Genomic DNA, 16,691 nt, shown 5'->3' on the forward strand with positions numbered 1-16,691 from the left:
GAGCCTCCTTGATTTATCTCACGATATATCCTTCATTCTCCATGACGTCCTTACAGGCCTTGACACAGTAATTCGTATACTCAGCGTCGGTCATCTTGCCTTGTCTATCACTACCACTCGGAAGGATCTGACGAAAAGGGGCTGAAGGCAGACCCTCAATAGCGAACTTTCGTTCATCTCCATTATTGTCGGTGAGTGTGACATAGATATCGGGATTCAACTCTTCCAGGTTTTCTTTATTCATGCTATTGGGCAGAATCAACTCCAACGCCTCACGAGGATCATTTCTAATGCTCTCAAATAAGCCCAGGGAAAAGCGCTTCGATCGACGATGTTGCAATCTATAAGAAAGGAAGCCGTCTTTCATACATGGACCATCAGCTATATCTTTCGAAGGCGACATAAACCTCAATTCGATTTCGCTCATCCCTTCAAACTGCTTCCATAAGTCCATGGTCTCAATAACCCGAACTCGATTTAATGTAATTTTTGGAAATCTCCCGTCAAATCCTCTTTTGAATGAATCTAGGAAAAATATGTCGCTGCCACCATGGACTACATGCTCCACGCACGCATAAGCGACATCGCATTTGGGAGGGACATACAAAACCACGCGCGCATCAACAGTAGGGGCATGATACTCTGAAAATGGAATGCTTGGATTCGATTCAGATGTGTCCACGAGCTCACCAGCTTCACCGGCCTTTCCGGTTTGAATATCAACGCAAGCGACATTCTTGTTCTGGTCGACGCCGATTCTCTTAATCCATATCCAGTCATCTGATGATGCTCTATGCAGCGCAGCGTTCATATTCTCATTGCACCAGTCATCAAAGACTTCAAGAAGATTTTCGCCATTAATATCACGGGGGTAAACTACTTTTTCGGGTTTCTGCCTGACATTAAATCTCAGGCCATACATAATCATGCTGCGTTCAGCCATCTTAACCTCCGAATAAGGCTTGTCGAACAAGATACGGATGAAGCACGGAATCGGTAAAGGAACGAAAGATATGTTAGCGTATCCTGCGCTTATTTTGGTATATGTACCGATACAGCTAGTATTCAAACGCTGGTGCAGACTACCTTATAAAATGGCCTGGGGAATCTTTCAAAATACATCTTTCGTCTATTTCTTGCGGATTAGCTCCAAGTGCATTGACTCTTCTCTATTCCCCACCGATAACGCCTACTCTCTTCTCCGCGCCTTTGGAAAAGAAGCAAGACTCATCTGTAAGCTCCTAGAAGTCCCTCTCTATCACTGTATTTCGCTGGCAGAAACAGAGCGAAGGATCGTCTTGAGAGCTCTGGAAGAAATGGGAGAAGAGGCCGTCATAAGCGACGGTCTTCTCCAAGTCGAGGACAACTGGGCACATCTACAAGAAGCTCGCAAGCGCAGCGCATTGCCGGGCCCCATCCCCCTGCACCCTTGGATTATCGCGCGAGAAGCAGACGTCCTATCAAAGACGATCAGCGCCCACCAGGCGTTTCTTCTTAACAACATTAGGCCGTCATATCCAGGCAACGCGCTGTTGTCGCAAAGCTACCTAACGAATCCTGAATACTGCGCAACACAATGGACGGAGATTAAAGAACGCATGACACGACTGACGAACTTAGCCCTGTCACTTTAACAACTTCAGATAGGGTGCGAACGAGACCGCCCTCTTATTCCCCTTCGGGAGCTTTGGCCCTTCTGGGTTCCCTAGGCTTCTTCTCCTCAGGCAGGTACGCCACACCGATGATTTTGGCCTTAGCAAGTCCGAGTTCGCGAACTACCGAAACGAGTTGACGTCTGGAATCAGCCCACTCACTCGCACACAGCACCGTTACATCAGCACCATGCGCAATATATGCAGCCCCCATACCAGCCTCCAGAGGTTCGCAACTCACAACAATCGCCGCATCCTCAGGAACGCTCACTTGGAACTTGTTCGCATGAGGAGAGCCTTTCACAAGCTTGACACGAACGTCACTGCGCTCAAGAGCTCCAGCGAGTTCACGAGCGACGACGGGGGCAGTCATCGCAACCCCAATAGGAACGACGGCGACTGTCGACGGCCGTGTTCCATGGCAGAATTGCAGGTTGGCAAGAAGCCTCTCCCCTCCGTCAGACGAGGGGACATTGCCGAGAACAGGGAGCTTCGAAGAGCTCTCAATATCTTCCCGCGATCTAATTGGCGCCTTAATTCCATCGATAAAAACAACAAAGCAAACCGCAAGGAACAAACCTACGAGTATGGCAAGAAGCGCGACTTTCAATACAGACGAGCTATTACTGACTGCATAGCTTGCCTCGCTAACTGTCGCAATAATATTATTGCTCGCCTCTTTATACTGCCTTACAGTTGAATTCGCCACGTTATTCGCCGCCTCAATGCAAGCAGAGGAATTGGAACCCGTTGCTTTGATGACGATTTGTTTAGAAGCGCTAACCGAAGAACAGGACACTTGCATCTCGGCATTAGAATGACTTGAGGCTTCCTTTGCGGCAAGCCCCTGGGCCAACGCGAGATCACCATTTGTAACGAAACTCGCCGTTGCCGTGTAACTTCCTTGCGTAAACATCGACCAAGCTACAGCAAAGAGCACGCAAATCACGGGCAGCGCAATTACCAACTTAATATTTCGTTTAATTAATCTCAGCAAATCAAGTAACGTCATACCAGAGCTCTCTTTAATACTCTACAGATAAAATCAGAGCCTCGCCCAAGAAAACAAGCGTAGCAAATCATAAATTATAGAAATTATAGCAGGAGGGTTCAATCGACAGATGAAGCGAATACTTTGTTTAATGTGGGCCATTCGCCAAGTTAGGCATGCCTTTGACTTACGCATTGTCGCCGTATGGCATTTGTGCGCTGCCCTTGGTCCACAAAATGAGAGCTATTGAAGATTATCCTCAGCCCATCAGCTCTTTTTTCATATACTTAGCTATTATCTAATCAGCAAAAGAACGCTGCATGCAACAACCAAAGCCATCGAATTGGCTTTTCCGGTCTTGCACGATAATCTGTTTGTGATGCAGACGATGCATTTAAGGACGTGTTCGAATTTGAGAAATATCGTGGTCTCGGTTGTCATACCGGTCAGAAACGAAGAGCGTTTTATTTCCGAATGTCTAGACTCTCTTCTCAAGCAAACGTATCCAAAGGAGCAAATGGAATGGATTATCGTTGATGGGAAATCCGATGATTCAACCTGGGAAGTGCTCGAGTCATACAGGTCATTGAATCCCGAGTTGATAATTCTCGCTTCCAATCCTCAGAAAACCGCACCTTGTGCAATGAACATCGGCATCGACGCCTCAAGAGGAAAGTACATTGTCAGGTTAGACGCCCATGCGGAGTACCCGACAGATTATATCGAGAAATGCGTGCATTACCTTGAAACAGACGATGCCGACAACGTAGGTGGACTAGCCATCACAAAGGGCAAAACTCCATTAGGAGAGACAATAGCAAAAATGCTTTCTTCTCCTTTCGGCGTAGGCAATTCGCAGTTCAGGATTGGAGGTAAGTCAGGTTACGTCGACACAGTTCCGTTCGGCGCCTTTAAACGAGAAGTTTTCGAAACACTCGGAGGCTACAACGAAAGACTTGTTCGAAATCAAGACAATGAGATGAATCATAGAATCAGGTCGAACGGAGGGAAAATCTATCTAGCTTCTGACATCAATTTCACGTACTACTGCCGAGATACATTAAAAGGCATCATACGGATGGCATTTGATAACGGAAAATGGAATGTGCTGACTTCAAAAATCGTTCCGGGCACAATGGGATGGCGTCACTTTGTCCCCCTGGTATTCGTTTTTTCGCTGATCTTTCTAATCATCGCGTCCTTCCCCCTACCCGCCGCACGCCTTGTCTTGGCCTTAGAGTTAATAGCCTACATTTTGTGTGACGTATACTTTTCGAAGAAAGTCGCATCAGGAATAAAAGATTTTTTTGTTTTGCTGGGATTGCATCCGCTATTCCACATTAGTTATGGACTTGGCTCGATGGTCGGACTAATAAAAGCACCATTCTTTAAATAGAGAATAGAGCCTTATCGATCTCCCTCCAGGAAGGGGCTAAATCGCAACCCAAGCCAGTAAGCTACCTAATCAGGAAAGTTGAGCAACGATGGAACAGAGTGAACTACAGAGCAAGATCCGTAATCGTCAGTTGATATGTGGTGCAGTCGGCCTTGGCTATGTTGGGCTGCCGCTTGCGGTTGCAATGGCAAGCGCAGGCTACAAAACTATAGGATACGATGTCTCCGCAGAAAAGGTCGCCCTCGTTAACCAAGGAAAGAACTACATCGGCGACATCGAAGACTCAACACTTGCTAGACTCGTTGAATTAGACCTGCTCGAAGCGACAAACGACGTGTCGAAAATTCGTGAATGCGACTTCGTTACAATATGTGTTCCAACCCCTCTTGATCGTCACCAACAACCCGAAACGTCCTACATGGAAGAATCCACAAAAGCTATAGCTCCGTACTTGAAAAAGGGGGCTATGATCGTTCTTGAATCCACAACATACCCCGGGACGACCGAGGATTTAATCAGGCCCATTATCGAGACGGAATCGGGCATGAAATGTGGCACAGACTTTTATCTCGCCTTTAGTCCAGAACGCGTTGATCCTGGCAATCCAATATACAAGACAAACAACACTCCCAAAGTCGTCGGCGCAATTGGCAAAGAAGCCCTTGACTCGATCTCCTCTGTCTACGACAGCTTTCTTGAAGGGGAAATCGTGAAGGTATCGAGCCCCGCAATCGCAGAAATGGAAAAGATACTGGAAAATACGTACAGGAATGTCAACATCGGCCTTATAAACGAAATGGCAATGCTATGTGACCGTATGAGAATTAATATATGGGAAGTAATCGACGCAGCAAAAACGAAGCCCTATGGATTCACCGCATTCTATCCGGGGCCAGGCCTCGGCGGACATTGCATACCCCTCGATCCGTACTATCTTTCGTGGAAGGCGAGAGAATACGGCTTCCATACGAGCATGATCGAGTCTTCCATGATGATCAACGACAAAATGCCCGAGTACTGTGCCGATCGTATCGCCAGAGCATTAAATGATACCGGAAAGGCAGTCAATGGATCAGATGTCCTGATTCTAGGCGTAGCTTATAAAAGGGATATTGATGATTACAGAGAAAGCCCCGCGCTCCGGCTTATCGAAGAGCTGAAAAACCGCGGCGCGAGCGTAAGCTACTATGACCCCTGGATACCCGAATACAAATATAAGGACGAAACGATGCACTCAGCCCCGTGCCTCTCGGAAAACCTGCTCGATAGCGCCGATATTGTAGTGATTGCTTGCGACCATTCCAATGTGGACTACGAAAAGGTGCAGCAGCACTCACGCATCGTATTTGACACAAGAAATGCGACAAAACAGCTTGGCAAAAAAGAAAACATCATACTTCTCTAGCGACTCCATTGCTTTTTTCTCCAGCTAGGGAGGCAGACATACATGGGCCGTTGCGCACTCAAAAAAAATGATATCGTCCCCCTATCCCCACTCGCATCAGCTGTCGTTTGGGCGTGTCTAATATTTCCCGTGGTCTTCAGCTCTGGAGATAGTAATCCGTTGCTATTGCCAGCAATAGTTATTGCCACGATTGCATTCGCCCTTAAGTTGCTTCAGGAATACCGTTGTGATGGGGTAGTCCTAAAATATGCCGCAGCAATGTTTGTGCTTGCACTGATTCAGTTAATAGGTTGTTTCTTTGTGCAGGATATTCTGTCGATACGCTACGTTTTCTATATTGTCGCAATCACGCTTTTCTCTTGCTGTTTCATCACAAATTCGCTGAAACCAAGCGCAAATCTCATAGCAGGTATCGGGGCAATTGCCATTTTAATTCGCTTCATTATGTACCTTTTCGACAACACAACGCTGGAATCTAAAAACACTCTTCCGGGAATCTTGGTCTTCGTAATTGCATATATGGTCTTCTGTCATTTTCGCGATTGCGAGGAACATGGTGTTGGATTGGGTCACTACAGAATCAGAATAGCAGTTCTTCTGGTGAGCATTATCCTTGCAATAATTATGATTGACATAACCAAATCACGAACGGCACTCATTGTTTTTGCAATCATTGTGATTCTTTATCTCGCGCTAGCAATGACAAAGCCGTCTTCAAAGGCCCTAAAGATAATGTTCTTCGCCCTCGTCATTCTTCTTTTTGTCGGTCTATACGTTTACGTCAACGCCAAAAACTTTGGATGGTACGATTTTCTCAATAACTATTCAGTGAGGCTTTTTGGGAAAAACATCGATTCATCGAGACCGGCGCTTTGGGCAGAAGCTCTAAGTTCCTTGGATTCTCATTTCATCCTAGGCTTAGGAACCGGTGCTCAGCCGGGAGGGTCCTTTGCAGGCAAATCCTTTCACAATACATTCCTTCAGCTGCTTGTACAAAATGGAATTGTTGGACTCGTAGTGTTTGTCGCTACTCTCGGATTCCTTTGGATACAGATCTCTAAGAACGCATGCAGCCAGACCACCTTCTTCTCAATCGCCGTCTTCACGGGAATCATTATTTACAATTGTTTCGAATGCACGCTCCTTTGCAACAAGTTAGCTCTTGGATTCATCGAGTGGCTTCTCATAGCGTCAGCATCATACTCCCCTACAGAGCAGCGTGAGCGACCGAAAGGATTAGCGTGTCGAAACTGATAATAGAAACAAATCAAGAAGAATTCAGTAAGCTGATTGACATCATCCCGGCCTGCTTTAGAAACACATTCCAATCTAGCGGCGAGTTTGGGTCAATTGCAACTTTTGGCAAGCTAAAAGTACCGACCACAAATGTGCATAGCGGCAATTCCGGATTTGCCGTCGGGATCGGAACTTACATCTACGAAGGCAAAATCGATTCGGATGCTTTGCGATGCATATACGAAGCCTTTTCCGGAGATGTTCGTGCACTCCAAAAAGTGTTAATTGGGTCGTACGCAATTGCCATCTGGAAAAACAACAAACTAGTCGTATTTGTCGACTCGAACGGAACCCAGGATCTCTATTACACCCTAGATAAGTATAATGTTTCGATTTGTAGCAGCCTATTTCATCTTGGAAAAGTTCATAGACCAATCTCGTTGAACTCGGAGGCCATGGTACAACAGCTTTTCCAGTCGTGTATCGTTGGTGACGCAACGATACTCGATGGGATTTCGAGGCTTGACGGCAATCATGCCATTTCCTGGCGTGAGGGAATATGGTCAATGGACTTTCTACCACCCCTAGACATGTCCATTGAAAAGGGCCGTTCGTTATCATCCGCCGCCGCATGCAAGTTTTCGTCCATAAGAGACACCTTTGTTACACCCGCAGTCGCAATGACCGGCGGACAAGACAGCCGCCTTGCCCTGTCCCTGCTTCTTGGCGCCGGAATAAGGCCTCGCCTTATCTACTGGCGAGGAAACTCAATTTCGACAAACACAAAAGAGCAGGATTACGAATGCACTTGTCAGCTCGCCTCGAAGTATGATTTGGATGTCGAAGTATGGGACGCATGCGACTCTTCCAGGGAACACTATGCCAAAGCTCTTGGCGTATTTGGAGAGTACGCTCATCTATATGGCTACAATGAAAATCTGATTCACTCGTTTTTCAATACATCGGTGGATTTCATAACATTTGGCTATTTTGGAGAAATGTTTCGCAACACCGAAGACATACAGGCTTACGACAAAGAGTCTTTTACCGTAGCGGAACTATTTGATGATTTGTACCTACGGGGATCATACAAGGATATTTACCCTGAATTTACCGCTTATCGCGCCCATATCTTGGATTCAATGACCGCGATATGCGAAAACCTCGGAATTGATTCGAGCAACTTGACTAAATCGGATTTTCAGCATCTTAACACCGAAATGTACAGAAAAAGAGCTGATATCCACATGACCAATTATGCGAATCAGTTCATGTACTCCTTTTTAGTGCTTGGCGACCGGATGATGACCGATAGTATGAACCTTATGGGATTTGATGACCGCGTGGGATCAAAGCCTATGATCGAAGCTATTCACAATCTCACTCCAGAGTTACTTGAAGTGCCCTTCTTCTCACATATCAGAAAAATGAAATATGATGCGCAAAGTCATGCGTTGAACGAAGAGAGCCAGGTCAAAACTCGGATTAAGCAGTATCTCCAAAAGGAAAAAAAGAGCGCCTGGTATTATCCATTTGCAAGAAGAATATATCACTTGCTTAATCACGATAAGAAATCTCTTACAGAGCTTAACCGAGATTCTCCCGCTAGAGAGAAATATCTTGCCTTGCTCGAATCGGCGGACGTTCTGCAGCCCATCGACAGAAAACGGCTCAATCAACTTGAGCTAGATTCAAATATTCTATTGAATTACCATCATTTTGAAATCATGTGGCAAGAAATGAATAGGGGCTAAACACCCAGTGCAGACGTTCGGAAAAACGTACACGGCATTGCTCTGGAAGTTGCTCGAAAGAGGCGGCAGCAAGGCCTTGCGCCTTATTGTCCAAATTATACTCGCTCGCATACTGGCACCTGAAGAGTTTGGCTTACTCGCCGTTATGCTCGTTTTTATCTCGTTAGGAGACATCGTCGTATTGGGAGGGCTTAATTCTGCTTTAATCCAAAGCGTGAATCCTCAGAGAGTGGACTACTCAACTGCCTTCTGGATTAGCATGGGGTTTTCCTTAGCTTCCTTTCTGACGCTGCTTGTTTTGTCCAATCCGATTGCTGTCTTTTACGATAACCTCGCGCTAGCCGTCCCCCTGCAGGTGCTTGCGCTTCAGTTTTTCCCCTTGTCATTCAACAGCATTCAAGTCGCGAAAACAACGCGTCAGTTAAACATGCGCCCAGTCTTCATCGGAGCCATTGCTTCCGAAGTCGTTGCGAGTATTGTCGCAATCTGGATGGCTATGGAGGGCTTGGGGCTTTGGAGCCTGATTGCCCAGCAACTCATTGCTGCATTAACCGCTTGTTGCGTCACTGCACTATTCGTAAAGTGGCTTCCAAGGCTTGAGTTTTCCTCAGAATCCGCAAAGACATTAATTTCGTTTGGTTGGAAGGTCATGGGCACTGAACTGCTGAATTCCGCAGCGAACAGCATGTATACCCTGCTTGTCGGCAAATGGTACTCAACGAAAGACCTTGGCTACTATTCTCAAGGGCAAAGATACCCCTCAGCAATATGCGAAGTGATAACCGGGGCACTTGCACCAGTCCTGTTGGCAGACTTCTCAAGTCGCAGCCAATGCTCGAAAGTTCATTTAAAGCACGGACTAAGAAAAGCAAACAGGGAGACCATGCTGGTCATGACTCCCATCATCATAATTATATTGATATATGCGGAGCCTATCATTCGACTTCTTTTAACTGAGAAATGGCTTCCCTGCACTACGATATTACAGCTTTTTTGTCTTATCTCACTTTTGAAGTCAACTTCCCTAATATGTAGACAAGCGCTGTTGGCCATCGGAAAAAGCGAGCTTCCGATGCGCATCGCCTTGCTTAAGCTTCCTTTTTCGCTTGTGCTTCTGGGGCTTGTCTACGCGTTCGGTGGAAACATAGAATTCGCTACAGCCGCATGGATGATCGCCGGTCTATTTGAACAACTCGCAACTTCAGTTTATTGCAGAGAATACCTGGGGTACAAATACCCTGAGCAAATCAGCGACATGGGCGCGCCACTTGCTCTAGGATGTATTTGTGCAATTCTCCCATTGACCGCCGCATATTTTAACGTTCCTTATCTTGTCTCTGGAATTTTGTATTTAATCCTTTATTGCATCATCATCCTGCTCATTCGCATAAAATCAAAGAGTAGAAAATAAGCACCTTGTCCCGATAGCACCACTGGGAGAGTCAAGATGAACAAAACGAAACTAATTATTGTAGGAGCAGGCGGGCATGCCATGTCCGTCGTTGATTCTGTAAACCCCAACACTACAGAATTAATTGGGTTCATTGATGAATACGCAAGAAATGACACATTTCTTGGACGTCCGATAATCGCCCAGAGATTTGAGCAAATCGACGCACCCGAAAACTATTCCTTTTTTATTGCAATTGGAGACAACCATGTTCGTTACAAGTGGTATGCCCACCTGAAAAATGCCGGCATGCATATCATAAACATCATTGATTCGAGTGCAATTGTCTCCCATACCGCTCGTATTGGAGAAGGGAACTTCATTGGTAAGCTGGCAGTCGTAAACAGCTTCGCAGAGATAGGAGACAACAACATCATCAACACTCGTGCCCTAGTCGAGCATCGCTGCAGGGTTGGGAGCCATAATCATGTATCCACCAATTCCGTTCTTAACGGTGACGTAATTGTTGGAGACGGTACCTTCGTCGGCAGCAGCTCTGTAACAAATGGCCAGCTTACGATTGGGTCATGGTCGATAATCGGTTCAGGGTCATCAGTCATTCGAAACGTGGGGGACAGTGTTACTGTCGTCGGCACTCCTGCCCGAGTAATAAAAAGGAGATAACATGTCAACTCACGTATATCTAATTGCTGAAATAGGATGTAACCATAATGGAGATCCTAAACTAGCAAAGGAAATGATCGCCCAGGCGAAAAAATGTGGAGTCGATGCTGTTAAATTTCAGTCTTTCTCTGCATCTTCGCTCGTATCCAAGTTTGCGGAGAAGGCTGATTATCAGAAAAGAAATATGGGGCGTGAAGAAACGCAGCTCGAGATGCTCCAAAAGCTCGAGCTGTCACACGAAGATTACCTACAGTTGAAAAAGTATGCGGAATCCTTGAATCTTGATGTGTTTTCCACCCCGTTTGATTTGGAAACAATCGACTTCCTTAAAGACGCAGGCCAAACGATTTGGAAGGTTCCTTCGGGAGAAATAACTAATCTCCCCTATCTGCGATCCATTGCACAAGTGTCGTGTCCAAAACGAAAATTCATTGTCTCGTCGGGTATGGCAACCATCGAAGAATTGAAATCCTGCATCGCTGTCCTTAGAGAATCAGGCGTGAATTCCAAAGAAATCACTCTCCTTCATTGCAATACCGAATATCCGACTCCTGATACCGATGTGAACATTACCGCGATATGCGATTTGCGTCGATCTTTTCCAGGTTTGAACATCGGTTTTTCTGATCATTCGGTTGGTTCTGTCGCCGCCATTGAAGCTGTTGCGCTTGGTGTCAGCGTTATCGAAAAACATTTCACTCTGGACAAAGCTCTCTCAGGACCCGATCATGTCGCTTCCTCCACACCAGACGAGCTTCGCGCCTTGTGCAAAGATGTACGAAGAGCCGAGGCAATGCTCGGACATGGATGCAAAATCGTAACTAAATCCGAGGCGAAAAACAAAAACGCAGCACGAAAATCCATTGTGGCATCGAGGAAAATTAAGAAAGGGGAAACGTTCACTAATGCAAATCTTGCATGCAAAAGACCAGGATATGGCATCTCCCCTATGCTTTGGGACGAGCTTTGCGGTCTAACAGCACAAAGAGACTTCTCTGAGGATGAGCTTATTATCCAAAACGGATTCCCCTGGCAGGAACAGTCATGACCCCATGCAGTTACAACAGAACAGCTCTTATTCCCGCACGCTCGGGATCGAAGGGACTAAAAAACAAAAACGTGCTTCCCATATGCGGCAAGCCTATGATTGCATATACGATCGAAGCGGCATTGGAATCGGAATTGTTCAAGCACGTATACGTATCAACGGATTCAACGGAATACGCTAAGCTCGCCGAACAATATGGAGCGAAGACTATCCTTAGAGATGAATCGATTTCTGGCGACTCAGCACCCACATATGCCGTAATAGAAGATTTCCTGTCGAAGCTCAGCATGAATCCGGATTATTTTGCTCTACTCCAACCAACGTCCCCCTTGCGAACGGCCCAAAGCATCGTTGCTGCTGCAACATTGTTTGAGTCGAATATAGATTCATTCGATTTTCTTGTATCCGTAAAAGAGTCGGAATTCGGTCCCGATCTGGTAAAACCCATTGAAAATGATTTGAGCATGAAACATTTTTCTGCTGATTTTGCTCACTACGCTAGGCAAAAAGACAGGAGCTATAGCCCAAATGGAGCGATATACTTCGCAAAACCCAAAGAGTATATGACCCAAAGGCACTTCTTCGGCCACCGGTCCATTGCCTATATAATGCCCAAACGCGAATCAGTCGATATCGACGATGAAGTTGATTTCATTCTCGCGGAAGCACTTCTGCAAAAGGAGTAGCTCAAATGTACCAGATATCATTTGCGGTCGATTCGAGGGCCGAATTTGGAATTGTCGAAAGATATCTCAAGCTTCTTGATAACGATAGAGATGTCAAACTCACCATCCTCGCAACCGGTTCTTTCGTCGAAGAGGAGTTTGGTTGCCAGGTTGACCTAGCAAAGAAGCATGGTTTCGACATCTCATTTGAACTGCACCTACCACCTGGTTATTCATCCAACGCTGAAGTAATAAACCGCATGGCTGCATGCCTCAGTTCATTTGGAGAGTATTTCGAAACGACACGCCCGGACTTGCTTATCGTACTTGGTGATAGATACGAAATGCTTGCGGTATCAGTTGCGGCGGCAATGCAGAGAATTCCTATTCTGCATTTGCATGGCGGTGAGGCAACCTACGGAAATTATGACGAGTTTATTCGCCATTCGATTACTAAACTCAGCACATTCCATTTTGCCTCATGCGAAGAATACAGAGATAGAATTATTCAGCTCGGCGAGCATCCTGATCGTGTGTTTTGTCTAGGCGCTTTGGGGGCAGAGAATTGCGTTTTGCTGAGCGAGCGCGCCTCCATGGAGCAACTCCCGCTTACCCCAAGCAAGGATTTCTGTATTGTGCTGTTTCATCCCGAGACACTTTCAAACATTGATGTTATCGAACAGACAGAGACACTCCTTTCTGCATGCGATATGCACTCCGACCTCGAGTTCATCTTTCTAGGATCAAATGCAGACACGCAAGCAAATGAAATTCGTAATACAGTCAAAGACTATGTCGCATCTCATGACAATGCGTCTTATCTTGAAAACTTGCCCGTTGACAGCTTCTTGCACCTGCTAAAACACGCCGAATGCCTCATTGGAAACTCGTCTTCTGGAATTATTGAAGCACCAAGTCTCGGAGTTCCTACGGTAAATATCGGGAATAGGCAAAAAGGCCGCGTACGGGCAGAAAGCGTAATTGACGTTGCATGCGACAGCACGCAAATTTCAGGTGCCATTAATTGGGCGCAAGCACACAAGGGTGAAAAATCTACCAATCCATATTATCGGGAAGATGCAGCTCGTTCATACTACAAAAAGACAAAAGAGCTTCTTGAGGTCATTTCTGAGAAAGGCATCATGCCGAAGGAGTTTTATGACCTGGGATACCAAGCGTAAACTATAATTATAGTTTACGCTTGAAAATCCAAACACAGAGGGTTGCTTCAATCCCGATATGCAAAGGTGTATTTTGACTAGTCTCGTGAATATACTGAAAAAGATAGCCAACGTGATAGAAAAAAAGAGCGTCAGTCCTTTTTCCACCCCGGTCACCAAACAAATCTCCTACCTTGAATCACTCAAGGAACCTCATGATTTAATCGAACGGTCGTTCATGCAGTACAAATGCCAGATGAAGTTAAAAGGAATGCTTGTTCACTCTCTGATTAACCTTGCTTCTGCACCACTGCTCCTTGTTATTCTCTTGCGAAAAGAGAGTCCCATTACCCCATGCAGAGACATATGCGACAAAGATACCCCCCGCGCAGCCTATTTCGATGATTTGACAACCGATATCATTCCAATCGAGATTTCTTCAAGCTTTGACATCGTCCCCTGTTCTTCCACATCACAGGGCCGTCTTACAAAAAAAGACAGAGCCTTTTTCAGGCAGATTGTCGTGCGCTACCCATTCTCATGGCATTTCCTTCTAAAGACGCTTGTAAAAGTACGGCAGTATAGAGGTGTCATCGACTCTATAAATCCAAAGGCTTTTATAGTGTGCAGCGAATATTCATTTGCATCCTCGCTTATGACGGCGTACCTGCATGAAAATGGAATAGTTCATATCAATGTGATGCACGGTGAGAAACTCTTTTTTATTCGTGATAGTTTTTTTCAATTTGATCGTTGCTACGTTTGGGATGACAAGCTCGTTGACCTGTTCATTGATTTACGGGCGCACCGTAATCAATTCCATGTTTCTATACCTCCCTCATTGCGATTGTGCATCCAAGAGGGTAGAAAGCGATATGACTTCACTTATTATCTTGGAGGAGAGACGCGACAACAATTGGACGCAATCTTATTGCACATGTTAAAGCTTCGTAAAAAGGGATTTCATTTATGCATCCGTCCTCATCCGCGATATACAGATGTAAGTGAGTTGGCACCTTTCATCAATGCCGGAATTCATCTCGAAACGTGCGAGTGTGTATCAATTGAAGAGTCACTTTCAACCACCCGCCATGCTCTTTCACTTTATTCGACTGTTTTGCGACAAGCATACGAAAACGGCATTCCGATAGTAATAGACGATTTATCCGATTCTTCAAAGTACAGACAGTTGCAAGAGACTCGTTTCGCTATCCTTGCAAAGCCGCATACTCTACTATCCGACTACATTGATAACGGGATTGCCGAAAAACAGGCCTGAATCTTGCAGCAACAATCATCCGTGCTGGGCAATAGCGTCTCTTGCTAGCTGCATATTCGCTTCATACTCAGCTTTCGGCACTTTTCCCTGCCGAAGTAAGTAGTCCCCATAATCTTCAGCCGTTTCCATACCATCTGCTGTTACATCTTTCCGCGCAAAGACTTTTCCAAACGTCTTAATAACGATTTTAACGTCATATATAAATGAAATATTTTCTATATAGACGAGATCCATTTGGAGTTTATCTTCCCATGAAATTGCATTTCGCCCACTAACCTGGGCTAGTCCAGATAGACCGGGGGCAACAAGATGCCTTTTCCGTTGTTCGGGAGACATGAAAACCATATCGCGTACGAGCTGGGGGCGAGGTCCCGTTACAGACATATCTCCCTTCAGGATGTTAAATAACTCCGGAAGCTCATCAAGAGATGTCGAGCGCAAGAACTTTCCAAATGAGGTCAAACGCATGTCATCTGGCAGTAAATTACCGTCCTCGTCCCGCTCGTCAGTCATCGTTCGAAATTTATACAAATAGAATATCGTCTCACACCCTGTTGAAGGATCAATTTTGCCAGGACGAAGTTGCTTGAACAGTACAGGGTTTCCCAACTTAATCCGAACGAGAACCGCAACAATTAACAGCAGCCAAGACAAACCCAGGATGCCAAGAAGCGAACAGAGAACATCCAGGCCGCGTTTGATTATTCGCGCGTATATGCCTTTTGGAACGTCCGAGGTATCAATAGGGGCAAGCATGAAGAACCCTTATTCAAAGCAAGCGCAAACTGCCTGTATAATCTTGTCTTGCTGTTTGGGAGTCATCTTGTTGTCACTCGGCAAGCATAAACCGCGATGGAAAATATCTGAACCGATATCGAGCGGTCTGCCATCGACCCCCACAGAACCACCGGAGATATATGCGTTCGTAAGACAGCGTCCGTCCCCTTCACGCGTCACAAAGGGACTCATGCGAAATATGGGCTGTATATGCATCGGCTTCCATATGGGACGCCCCTCCGCATTAAGTGCCGCGAGAACCTCTAATATCTCTGTAGGACTGCTCTTGCCCGCCTCCGATTTATAGAGAGCATCTTGTTCTCCACGAACCTGCGGTGCCATCGCATCAGAATCGATGAGTAAACAGCTTAACCAGTGGTTGGGTTCAGAAATTTCGCAATCAAATGGGTTCATGCTCACGGGCACATCCCTGAACCCCTCTTTGTAACGCTCGTAGATAGCTTGCTTTTGAATGATGTGCTCCTCGAGATACGGAAGCTGCCCGCGAACCACGCCAGCAATCACATTGCTCATGCGGTAGTTATAACCCAACTCCTCATGTTGATACCATGGAGCGTTTTCGCGGCTTTGAGTAGACCATTTACGAACACGATTGGCATCATCCTCGTTATCGGTAAGCAGCATCCCCCCGGAACTTCCCGTTATAATCTTGTTTCCGTTAAAGCTGATAGCGCTCACTTTGCCAAAGGTTCCGGTTTGCTTGCCTTTATATATGGCACCAAGACTTTCGGCAGCGTCTTCCACAAGAATCGCTCCATGGGCATCGCAAATCGAGCAAATCTCGTCCATTTTCGCGGGAGTACCATAGAGATGAGCAAGCACAACGACTTTAGCATCAGGATGAAGTCCGAAACCCCTCTCAAGGGCCACAGGATCCATGTTCCAGGTCTCGTATTCACTATCCACAAAAACCGGAACACCCCCTTCGTAGATTACGGGATTCACAGTGGCCGAAAAGGTCATATCGCTGCACAAAACCTCGTCGCCGGGTTTTATGCCCGCTAGCTTCATAGCAAGATGAAGCGCACTTGTGCCAGCGGACAGTGCAACCGCATACCCACAGCCCACTTTCTCGCAAATCTCCCGCTCAATGGCATTGATATTGCCACCCACTGTAGACATCCAGTTGGTATCATAAGCTTCGGACATGTACTTAAGCTCATCGCCATGCATAGTGGGCGACGAAAGCCAGACCTTCTGGTCAAACGGGACGATTTTATTCAGAGGCATATG

15 protein-coding genes are annotated in these 16,691 nt (G+C 46.0%); 11 read left to right on the forward strand and 4 right to left on the reverse strand.

The genetic code is table 11. The features are described 5' to 3' along the window. Positions 1–13: 13 nt before the first annotated feature. Positions 14–943 carry a hypothetical protein gene (locus DBY20_05705; GenBank protein ID PWL79357.1) on the reverse strand — a complete coding sequence of 310 codons (930 nt, stop codon included), beginning with the start codon at positions 941–943 and terminating at the stop codon, positions 14–16. Between the two features lie 70 nt (positions 944–1,013). Between DBY20_05705 and DBY20_05710 the strand changes: the two genes are divergently transcribed. Then, entirely contained in the window at positions 1,014–1,634 is a 621-nt protein-coding gene (locus DBY20_05710; GenBank protein ID PWL79358.1) for a hypothetical protein, read from the forward strand. A 34-nt stretch (positions 1,635–1,668) separates the two neighbouring features. Here DBY20_05710 and DBY20_05715 read toward each other — a convergent pair whose 3' ends face one another. Further along, on the reverse strand, positions 1,669–2,664 hold the full coding sequence (locus tag DBY20_05715) for a hypothetical protein (protein PWL79359.1): 996 nt from the start codon (positions 2,662–2,664) through the stop codon (positions 1,669–1,671). A 322-nt stretch (positions 2,665–2,986) separates the two neighbouring features. Between DBY20_05715 and DBY20_05720 the strand changes: the two genes are divergently transcribed. From DBY20_05720 to DBY20_05765, 10 genes are all read left to right on the forward strand, one after another. After that, positions 2,987–4,039: a glycosyltransferase family 2 protein gene (locus DBY20_05720; protein ID PWL79360.1), complete on the forward strand. Its 1,053-nt coding sequence runs from the start codon at positions 2,987–2,989 to the stop codon at positions 4,037–4,039. 88 nt (positions 4,040–4,127) lie between these two features. Beyond that, a complete protein-coding gene (locus DBY20_05725; protein PWL79361.1) occupies positions 4,128–5,444 on the forward strand; it encodes a UDP-N-acetyl-D-glucosamine dehydrogenase in 1,317 nt (438 codons plus the stop codon). A 42-nt stretch (positions 5,445–5,486) separates the two neighbouring features. Then, positions 5,487–6,698, forward strand: coding sequence for a hypothetical protein (locus DBY20_05730; GenBank protein PWL79362.1), 1,212 nt, complete (start codon positions 5,487–5,489; stop codon positions 6,696–6,698). Beyond that, the gene (locus DBY20_05735) at positions 6,686–8,434 is read left to right on the forward strand and encodes a hypothetical protein (protein PWL79363.1); all 1,749 of its coding nucleotides are present in this window, start codon (positions 6,686–6,688) and stop codon (positions 8,432–8,434) included. The genes DBY20_05730 and DBY20_05735 overlap by 13 nt, the downstream gene beginning before the upstream one ends. After that, entirely contained in the window at positions 8,424–9,845 is a 1,422-nt protein-coding gene (locus DBY20_05740) for a hypothetical protein (protein ID PWL79364.1), read from the forward strand. The genes DBY20_05735 and DBY20_05740 overlap by 11 nt, the downstream gene beginning before the upstream one ends. 36 nt (positions 9,846–9,881) lie before the next feature. Then, positions 9,882–10,508 (forward strand): shikimate dehydrogenase, encoded by a 627-nt coding sequence (locus DBY20_05745; GenBank protein ID PWL79365.1) that lies wholly within the window; start codon positions 9,882–9,884, stop codon positions 10,506–10,508. Position 10,509: 1 nt separating this feature from the next. Then, positions 10,510–11,556, forward strand: a complete 1,047-nt coding sequence (neuB, locus tag DBY20_05750; GenBank protein PWL79366.1) for an N-acetylneuraminate synthase — start codon at positions 10,510–10,512, stop codon at positions 11,554–11,556. Next, positions 11,553–12,242, forward strand: coding sequence for an acylneuraminate cytidylyltransferase family protein (locus tag DBY20_05755; GenBank protein ID PWL79367.1), 690 nt, complete (start codon positions 11,553–11,555; stop codon positions 12,240–12,242). The genes neuB and DBY20_05755 overlap by 4 nt, the downstream gene beginning before the upstream one ends. A gap of 5 nt (positions 12,243–12,247) precedes the next feature. Continuing rightward, positions 12,248–13,402 carry a UDP-N-acetylglucosamine 2-epimerase (hydrolyzing) gene (gene neuC / locus DBY20_05760; GenBank protein PWL79368.1) on the forward strand — a complete coding sequence of 385 codons (1,155 nt, stop codon included), beginning with the start codon at positions 12,248–12,250 and terminating at the stop codon, positions 13,400–13,402. Positions 13,403–13,460: 58 nt separating this feature from the next. Further along, a complete protein-coding gene (locus DBY20_05765) occupies positions 13,461–14,660 on the forward strand; it encodes a hypothetical protein (protein PWL79369.1) in 1,200 nt (399 codons plus the stop codon). Between the two features lie 15 nt (positions 14,661–14,675). Here DBY20_05765 and DBY20_05770 read toward each other — a convergent pair whose 3' ends face one another. Both DBY20_05770 and DBY20_05775 read right to left on the reverse strand, forming a co-directional pair. After that, positions 14,676–15,416, reverse strand: coding sequence for a UDP-galactose phosphate transferase (locus DBY20_05770; protein ID PWL79370.1), 741 nt, complete (start codon positions 15,414–15,416; stop codon positions 14,676–14,678). 9 nt (positions 15,417–15,425) lie between these two features. Beyond that, positions 15,426–16,688, reverse strand: coding sequence for an aminotransferase DegT (locus DBY20_05775; GenBank protein PWL79371.1), 1,263 nt, complete (start codon positions 16,686–16,688; stop codon positions 15,426–15,428). Positions 16,689–16,691 lie beyond the last annotated feature (3 nt).

The sequence above is a fragment of the Coriobacteriia bacterium genome, assembly GCA_003149935.1.
Lineage (GTDB): Bacteria > Actinomycetota > Coriobacteriia > Coriobacteriales > QAMH01 > QAMH01.

What these genes read in the sequence shown, in the direction of transcription:
- DBY20_05705 (PWL79357.1), bottom strand. Translation starts at nt 943, where the DNA reads ATGGCTGAACGCAGCATGATTATGTATGGCCTGAGATTTAATGTCAGG.
- DBY20_05710 (PWL79358.1), top strand. Translation starts at nt 1,014, where the DNA reads ATGTTAGCGTATCCTGCGCTTATTTTGGTATATGTACCGATACAGCTA.
- DBY20_05715 (PWL79359.1), bottom strand. Translation starts at nt 2,664, where the DNA reads ATGACGTTACTTGATTTGCTGAGATTAATTAAACGAAATATTAAGTTG.
- DBY20_05725 (PWL79361.1), top strand. Translation starts at nt 4,128, where the DNA reads ATGGAACAGAGTGAACTACAGAGCAAGATCCGTAATCGTCAGTTGATA.
- DBY20_05730 (PWL79362.1), top strand. Translation starts at nt 5,487, where the DNA reads ATGGGCCGTTGCGCACTCAAAAAAAATGATATCGTCCCCCTATCCCCA.
- DBY20_05745 (PWL79365.1), top strand. Translation starts at nt 9,882, where the DNA reads ATGAACAAAACGAAACTAATTATTGTAGGAGCAGGCGGGCATGCCATG.
- neuB (PWL79366.1), top strand. Translation starts at nt 10,510, where the DNA reads ATGTCAACTCACGTATATCTAATTGCTGAAATAGGATGTAACCATAAT.
- DBY20_05755 (PWL79367.1), top strand. Translation starts at nt 11,553, where the DNA reads ATGACCCCATGCAGTTACAACAGAACAGCTCTTATTCCCGCACGCTCG.
- neuC (PWL79368.1), top strand. Translation starts at nt 12,248, where the DNA reads ATGTACCAGATATCATTTGCGGTCGATTCGAGGGCCGAATTTGGAATT.
- DBY20_05765 (PWL79369.1), top strand. Translation starts at nt 13,461, where the DNA reads ATGCAAAGGTGTATTTTGACTAGTCTCGTGAATATACTGAAAAAGATA.
- DBY20_05770 (PWL79370.1), bottom strand. Translation starts at nt 15,416, where the DNA reads ATGCTTGCCCCTATTGATACCTCGGACGTTCCAAAAGGCATATACGCG.
- DBY20_05775 (PWL79371.1), bottom strand. Translation starts at nt 16,688, where the DNA reads ATGCCTCTGAATAAAATCGTCCCGTTTGACCAGAAGGTCTGGCTTTCG.